5 protein-coding genes and 1 pseudogene are annotated in these 8,062 nt (G+C 66.7%); 2 read left to right on the forward strand and 4 right to left on the reverse strand.

The window, feature by feature from the left end; all coding sequences use genetic code 11:
- A partial coding sequence (gene uvrA / locus A5652_RS19285) for an excinuclease ABC subunit UvrA (protein ID WP_067355110.1) occupies positions 1-1,737 on the reverse strand: 1,737 nt, incomplete at its 3' end.
- Positions 1,738-1,936: 199 nt separating this feature from the next.
- Here uvrA and A5652_RS19290 point away from each other — a divergent pair.
- Entirely contained in the window at positions 1,937-2,614 is a 678-nt protein-coding gene (locus tag A5652_RS19290) for an MBL fold metallo-hydrolase (protein ID WP_067355114.1), read from the forward strand.
- Positions 2,615-2,621: 7 nt separating this feature from the next.
- On the opposite strand, the gene A5652_RS19295 is transcribed toward A5652_RS19290, so the two are convergent.
- Positions 2,622-3,065: a universal stress protein gene (locus A5652_RS19295; RefSeq protein WP_067355118.1), complete on the reverse strand. Its 444-nt coding sequence runs from the start codon at positions 3,063-3,065 to the stop codon at positions 2,622-2,624.
- A 282-nt stretch (positions 3,066-3,347) separates the two neighbouring features.
- Between A5652_RS19295 and A5652_RS19300 the strand changes: the two are divergent.
- Positions 3,348-4,930, forward strand: a pseudogene (locus A5652_RS19300) (hypothetical protein).
- 149 nt (positions 4,931-5,079) lie between these two features.
- Here A5652_RS19300 and A5652_RS19305 read toward each other — a convergent pair.
- The gene (locus tag A5652_RS19305; RefSeq protein ID WP_067355121.1) at positions 5,080-6,498 is read right to left on the reverse strand and encodes an MFS transporter; all 1,419 of its coding nucleotides are present in this window, start codon (positions 6,496-6,498) and stop codon (positions 5,080-5,082) included.
- Between the two features lie 57 nt (positions 6,499-6,555).
- On the reverse strand, positions 6,556-8,062 hold a 1,507-nt coding region (gene uvrB / locus A5652_RS19310), incomplete at its 5' end, for an excinuclease ABC subunit UvrB (RefSeq protein ID WP_067355125.1).

An 8,062-nucleotide genomic window follows, 5' to 3' on the forward strand; every position in this document is an offset into this window, starting at 1 on the left:
GCCGTGCTCGCCGGCGCGCGGCCCGATGTCGACGATCCAGTCGGCGTGCGCGATCGTGTCCTCGTCGTGCTCGACGACGATCAGTGTGTTGCCCAAACCCCTTAGCCGCGTGAGGGTTTCGATGAGTCGACGGTTATCACGCTGATGCAGCCCGATGGACGGCTCGTCGAGCACGTACAGCACGCCGACCAGACCCGACCCGATCTGGGTGGCCAGGCGAATGCGTTGTGCCTCACCACCGGACAGCGTGGCCGCGGCGCGGGACAGCGACAGGTACTCCAGCCCGACGTCGAGCAAAAAGCCCAGCCGCGACTGGATTTCCTTGAGCACCTGCCCGGCGATCGCCTTCTCGCGATGGCCGAGGGTGAGCCGGTTCAAAAACTCCGCACAGTCCGAGATCGACAATTCGCAGACCTCGGCGATGGACTTCGCGCCCCGGTCCCCCGCGCTCAGCGTGACGGCCAGGATCTCCGGCTTGAGCCGGGTGCCCTCGCATTCCGGGCAGGGCACGTCTCGCATGAAACCTTCGTAGCGCTCCTTCATCTGCTCGGACTCGGTCTGGGCCATCTTGCGCTCCAGGAACGCCAGCACGCCTTCGAAATCGGCGTAGTAGGAGCGGGTACGGCCATACCGGTTGCGGTATCGCACGTGCACCTGGTGGTCGGATCCCTCGAGAATCGCCTTGCGGGCCTTGGCCGGCAGTTTGCGCCACGGGGTGTCGACATCGAAGCCCAGCTCGTCACCGAGCCCGGCCATCATCCGAATGAAGTACTCGGCGGTGTGGCCGTTGGACCACGGCGCCACCGCGCCGTCGGCCAGGGTGCGCTCGGGGTCGGGCACCACCAGGTCCGGGTCGACTTCCTTGCGGATGCCCAGGCCGCTGCACTCGGGGCACGCGCCGTAGGGCGAGTTGAACGAAAACGACCGCGGTTCCAAATCGTCGACCGCCAGGGCGTGCCCGTTGGGGCAGGCCAGCTTCTCGGAGAACCGCTGCTCCCGGTTGTGCGCGTCGTGTTCGTGGTCGACGAACTCGAGCACCACGATGCCGTCGGCCAGGTTCAGCGCGGTCTCCACCGAATCGGTGAGCCGCTGCTTGGCGGACGCCTTGACGGTCAGGCGGTCCACCACCACCTCGATGTCGTGCTTTTCCTGCTTCTTCAGCTTCGGCGGATCGGTCAGCGAGTGCACGACGCCGTCGACCCGCACCCGGCTGTAGCCCTGGGCGTTGAGCTTCTCGAAGAGGTCGGCGAACTCGCCCTTGCGGGTGCGCACCACTGGGGCGAGCACCAGGAATCGGGTGCCCTCCGGCATTGCCAGCACCTGATCCACGATTTGCTGCGGGGTCTGCCTGGCGATCCGCTCGCCACAGATCGGACAGTGCGGTGTGCCCGCCCGCGCGTAGAGCAGCCGCAGGTAGTCGTAGACCTCGGTGATGGTCCCGACGGTCGAGCGTGGGTTGCGGTTGGTGGATTTCTGGTCGATGGACACCGCCGGGGACAGACCCTCGATGAAGTCGACATCCGGCTTGTCCATCTGCCCCAGGAACTGACGGGCGTAGGCGGACAGGGACTCCACATAGCGGCGCTGTCCCTCTGCGAAAATCGTGTCGAAGGCCAGCGACGATTTACCCGAACCCGATAGCCCTGTGAACACGATCAGCGCATCGCGGGGCAGGTCGAGATCGACGCCGCGCAGGTTGTGCTCGCGGGCGCCCTTGACGATCAGACGGTCAGCCAACGCTGCCCCTCCCAGGAACTATCTGGCGACTTCTGGTAGCCGCAATGCGGAATCCGAACCGGAATTGCGCACGGCGCATTCCATGCTATGTGCCCATACCGACAAGCAACGTGCGACCAGTAACGTGGCCGCCAGAGACTGGCGCCGACGACCCCGCTCCCGGCTCGGACGGCCCAGGCGGGATCGAGGAGTGGCGCACATGACTGCAGTGGACGACAACTACACCGGACACGTCGACCCCGGTACCGCGGCCCGCCGGACCCTACCCGGCGCCACGATTTTAAAGGTCTCCGTGGGCCCCATGGACAACAACGCCTATCTGATCACTTGTTCCGCTACGGGCGAAACACTGCTGATCGACGCCGCCAACGACGCCGACGTGCTGATCGATCTGATCCGGCAGAACGCGCCGAAGGTGTCGCTGATCGTGACCAGCCACCAGCACTTCGACCACTGGCAGGCGCTGGAGGCGGTGGCGGCCGCCACCGGGGCGCCGACCGCCGCCAACGAGATCGACGCGGAACCGCTGCCGGTCAAACCGGACCGTTTGCTGGCAGGTGGTGACACCGTGCAGATCGGCGAGCTGACGTTCGACGTCATCCACCTGCGCGGGCACACCCCGGGATCGATCGCGCTGGCCCTCGACGGGCCCGCGACCGGCGGGGTCACGCAGTTGTTCACCGGCGACTGCTTGTTCCCGGGCGGTGTCGGGAAGACGTGGCAACCGGGCGATTTCACCCAGCTGATCGAGGACGTCAGCACCCGGGTGTTCGACGTGTATGACGACTCCACCGTCATCTACCCCGGCCATGGCGATGACACGGCGCTGGGCGCCGAGCGCCCCCACCTGAGCGAATGGCGCGAGCGGGGCTGGTAGCCGGGTGCTACGTCGTCGTGTGCACGATCAGCACATCGGTCTTGGCCCGACGCGAGACGTTGGCCGGCACCGATCCCAGCAGCCGACCGGCGATCGTGCTCAAGCCGACGTTGCCGACCACGAGTAGATCGGCCTGCTCCTCCTCGGCGAGGTGCACCAGCGCATCGACCGGAGCCCCGACGATGGGCCGCTCGTCGATGTTCTTCGCGCCGGCGGCGTGGGCACGGTCCTTGGCATCGCGCAAAATCGCGTAAATGGGCGCGGTGCCCGAAACCTTGTAGCTTTCCTCCCGAAGGGCGTCGGCGGCCCGGGCGTCCTCTTGCTGGGGCAGATATGCCGACGCCACGATCAGCTTGGCGTCCTCTCCGGCGATCTGCGCCGCCTTCTCCACCGCGCGCATCGACGAGTCCGAGCCATCGGTTCCTACCACCACAGTCCGATAGGCGCCCATTTACCCTCCCAGTTTCGGTTGGTCAGCCAACCCAAGACAGTAGCGCGTTTGCTCGATGCGCAGGAGACAGATCAACGACGCAACGCGGCGTGGCGCGTCCGCAATTTGCGGGTTCTGGCTGCGGCAACGGAAGATATCGGCAATGACAAATCATCCAAACGCGCACGCCCAGCGTAAAAGCCATTGCATCACGCCGCTTTTGGTGAACGAACGCACGAAGCGCGATTGCGCCGGACGCTTTGTGACCGAGTGCATGAATCGCGACTTACAGTAACAAGCATCATGTCCATGCCCACCCTCGAGCCCACTCTGGAACCGCGTGCGGGGGATGTTGGTGCCGAACCCGCATCCGGGCGTGCGCGCGGCAGGTTGCTCGATCCGTGGGCAATAGCGCTGTTCGCCACCGTTGTCAGCGCCGCATGGGCCTGCCGGCCTTCGCTCTGGTTCGACGAAGGGGCGACGATATCGGCTGCGGCCAGCCGGACTTTGCCAGAGCTGTGGCGGTTGCTGGGCCACATCGACGCCGTCCATGGCGCTTACTACCTGCTGATGCATGGTTGGTTCGCGCTGTTCCCGCCCACCGAATTCTGGTCGCGTTTCCCCAGCTCCCTGGCGATCGGAGCCGCCGCCGCCGGGGTCACGGTGTTCACCAGGCAGTTCTCGACGCGGCGCACCGCGGTGTGCGCGGGCGTGATTTTCGCAATCCTGCCGCGCACGACGTGGGCAGGCATGGAAGCGCGTCCGTACGCGTTCGTCGCCGCCGCGGCCGTCTGGCTGACGGCGTTGCTCGTCGTCACCGTCCGGCGCAACAAGCCGCGCGGGTGGGCCTGGTTCGCGCTGGGTTTGATGCTGTCGATCCTGCTCAACGTCAATGTGGTGCTGCTGGTGCCGGTTTACGGCGCGATGTTGCCACTGCTCGCACCCAAGGGCGCTCGCAGATCTCCGGTGCTGTGGTGGGCCGCCAGCTCGGCCGTGGCCGTGGCGATCATGACCCCGTTCCTCGTGTTCGCGCACAACCAGGTTTGGCAGGTCAACTGGATTTATCCAGTGAGCTGGCATTACGCGTTCGACATCATCCTGCGCCAGTATTTCGACCACAGCGTGGCCTTCGCCATCGCGAGCGCGGTCGTCATCGTCGCAGCGGTCGTGACGCGGCTCGCCGGTGTACCGGCCCCGGCCGGCGACCTCAGCCGGGTGTCGATCATCGCGGCGGCCTGGATGGTGATTCCGACCGCCCTGGTCGTCATCTATTCGGCCGTAAGCGAGCCGATCTACTACCCGCGCTACCTGATCTTCACCGCCCCCGCGATGGGCCATCGTCGGCGGCCTGCCTCGTCACCGTCGCCCGCCGACCCTGGCCCATCGCGGGCGGGGTGTTGCTGTTCGCCATCGCCGCGGTGCCGAATTACCTGTTCGTCCAACGCTGGCCTTATGCCAAAGAGGGCTGGGACTACAGCCAGGTCGCCGATCTGATCAGCGCGCATGCCGCCCCCGGCGATTGTCTGATGGTCGACAACACCGTGCCGTGGAGGCCCGGCCCAATTCGTGCGCTACTCGCCACCCGGCCGGCGGCCTTCCGGTCGCTGATCGACGTCGAGCGCGGCGTGCACGGCCCGAAGGTCGGATCGTTGTGGGACGGACACGTCGCCGTATGGTTGACGACGGCCAAAATCAACAAATGCCCGGCGATCTGGACCATCACCAATAAAGACAACTCGCTGCCCGACCATCAATCCGGGCGATCGCTACCGCCGGGAAGCGCATTCGGGCGCGCTCCGGCGTACCGATTCCCGGGTTATCTGGGCTTCCACATCGTCGAGCGGTGGCAATTCCACTACTCGCAGGTTGTCAAGTCCACGCGGTGATATGCGCTGCCGGCCGGCCGGCACCATCGTGCTGCACCCGTAACGCGTGCGGCTCAAGTGGATTCGGGCCTCGACTTTCGCGGCGCCGGCATATCATCACCCGGCGCGGGGCCGCTGCACGGGCTAACGACAGCCGCGGGGAATTGAGCTCAGTCTCCGGTGCCGACCGGCTGGGCTTGCCGGGCGGCGCGCGTCGCGGCATAAGACACCGCGACGCCGGCCGCGCTCAACGCGGTGAACACCGTGAACAGCATGTGCGCCGCCATCTGCTCGCCACCGGTGGCGGTGTTGACGACGACACCGGCCAATCCGGCGCCGATGGCCGCGGAGGTCAGCTGAACGGTGTTGATCGCCGCGGAAGCGGCGCCGCCTTCGGCCGGGTCCGCGACGGACGCCATCGCGCGGGCCGACAGGTGCGGCCAGGCCATCCCGATCCCGATGCCGGCGACCAGCAGGGCCACCGCCCACAGCGCGGCGGTCCACGCCGAGTCATCGCCCTGCCGTGCCACGGCCCCCAGCGCCAGGCCCGCCGCCACCACCATCGGCGCCACCAGGACCACCCGCCCGATCGTCCGCGGGTGCTCCAACGAGGCGCTGACGATTTCGCTGACCGTCCAGCCCACCGCGAGCGCCGCCCCCAGGAACCCCGCTGCGATCGGCGTCAGGTGGGCCAGTCGCTGACCGAACAACGGCACGTACGTGGTCACCATCGCCGCGCCCATCAGCACGCCCATGGTGAGGTAAATCCATTTCAGGGGGCCGGAAGTGAACACGCTGGGCGGCAGGATGGCCGCGTGCATGCGCCAGTCGACGATCACGAACACGCCGACCAGGCCGATGCCCGCCGCGAGCAGCCCATACGTCGCGGCTATGTTATGCGGAATCTGCGCGACGCTGACGGCCAGCGCGGCCACGCCGATGATCAGCAGCGACCACACCGGGATTCTCATCCTGGGCATGCCGCTCGCCGGGCTGACGCGGGCCAGCGCGACCGGGACCAGCAGGGCCATCAGCACGGTCAGCACGGCCATCGCTACAAACGCCCATCGCCAAATCCCGAACTGCGCGAACAGGCCGCCCGTCGTGGGTCCGACCACCGTCGCAACCCCCCACATCGCCGACACCAGGGCAGAGCCCCGGGTCCACAGCCAGCGGGGCAGGGCGGAGTTGATGACCGCATAGCCCAGGCCGGCAAGCAAGCCCCCGGCCACCCCCTGCATGGCCCGCCCAGCAATCAAAACATGCATGGTGGGCGCGGCAGCGCAAACGAGGCTGGCGATGCCGAAGACGGCCAGCCCCATCAGATATGAAGCCCGCGCACCGATGCGCAGCAGCATCGGATTGACCATCGTGGCCGCGACCACCGAGCCGACGAGATACAGGGTCGTCACCCAGGCATAGAGCCGGCTACCGCCGATTTCTGCGATGGTGTTGGGCAACAAGCTGGTGGTCAGAAACTCATTGGTGGCGTAGAGCGCTACCCCGCCGGCCAGCAGTATCGAGGTTCTCAGATACCTCGCGCCCAGCAGCTCACGCCAGCCGCCGGTGATAGTCGCCGCGTCGGTCACTCCTCTACCGTATGGGTTCTCGCCGCGACAAGAGCGGGAGATCGGTTGCCAGCAAACTCATTTCAGGCCGGCGGCGTCCATCCCCCGCAGCTCCTTCTTCAGGTCGGCGATCTCGTCGCGGAACCGCGCCGCCAACTCGAACTGCAAGTCACGAGCCGCGGCCATCATCTGGGCGGTGAGGTCTTTGATCAGGTCGGCCAGTTCGGCGCGCGGCATGCTGGCCGTATCGCGGCCCTCGAAGACCCCGGCGCTGACCGCGCGGCCCGGCTCTCCCTGTGCGCGACGGCCGCGGGACGCATTGCGCCCCGACCCGCCGATCTCCACCGTCTCGCTGTCGTCCGCCTCGCGGTAGACCTGGTCGAGGATGTCGGCGATCTTCTTGCGCAACGGCTGCGGGTCGATGCCGTGCGCCTCGTTGTACGCGACCTGCTTCGCCCTGCGTCGCTCCGTCTCGTCGATGGCCTCTTTCATCGAATCGGTGATGGTGTCGGCGTACATGTGCACTTCGCCGGAGACGTTGCGCGCGGCGCGGCCGATGGTTTGAATCAGGCTGCGCGACGAGCGCAGGAAGCCCTCTTTGTCCGCGTCCAGGATCGCGACCAGTGACACTTCGGGCAGGTCCAGGCCTTCGCGCAGCAAGTTGATGCCGACGAGCACGTCGTACTCGCCCAGCCGCAGTTGACGCAGTAACTCCACCCGGCGCAGCGTGTCGACCTCCGAGTGCAGATACCGCACCCGGATGCCCATCTCGAGCAGGTAGTCGGTGAGGTCCTCGGCCATCTTCTTGGTCAGCGTCGTGACCAGCACCCTTTCGTCGGCCTCGGTGCGCTTCCGGATCTCGCCGATCAGGTCGTCGATCTGCCCCTTCGTCGGCTTGACCACCACCTTCGGGTCCACCAGGCCGGTGGGCCGAATCACCTGCTCGACGAACTCACCGCTGGACTGGCTGAGCTCGTAGGGGCCGGGGGTAGCGGACAGGTACACCGTCTGCCCGATCCGGTCGGCGAACTCCTCCCAGGTCAGCGGTCGGTTATCGCACGCCGACGGCAACCGGAATCCGTACTCGACCAGGTTGCGTTTGCGCGACATGTCGCCCTCGTACATGCCGCCGATCTGCGGGACGGTGACATGTGATTCGTCGATGACCAGCAGGAAGTCTTCCGGGAAGTAGTCGAGCAGGGTCGCTGGCGGCGAACCCGGACCCCGGCCGTCGATGTGCCGGGAGTAGTTCTCGATGCCCGAGCAGAACCCGACCTGGCGCATCATCTCGATGTCGTAGTTGGTGCGCATCCGCAACCGCTGCGCCTCGAGCAGCTTGCCCTGCCCCTCCAACTCGGCGAGCCGCTCGGCCAGCTCCGCTTCGATCGTCGAGATCGCCATCGCCATCCGCTCCGGGCCGGCGACATAGTGGGTGGCCGGGAAGATACGTAGCGAATCGACCTGGCGGATCACGTCGCCCGTCAACGGGTGCAGGTAGTACAGGGCCTCGATCTCGTCGCCGAAGAACTCGATGCGCACCGCCAGCTCTTCGTACGAAGGGATGATCTCCACCGTGTCGCCGCGC

Origin of the sequence: Mycobacterium sp. 1165178.9 (assembly GCF_001673555.1) — a bacterium.
Classification (GTDB): Bacteria; Actinomycetota; Actinomycetes; order Mycobacteriales; family Mycobacteriaceae; genus Mycobacterium.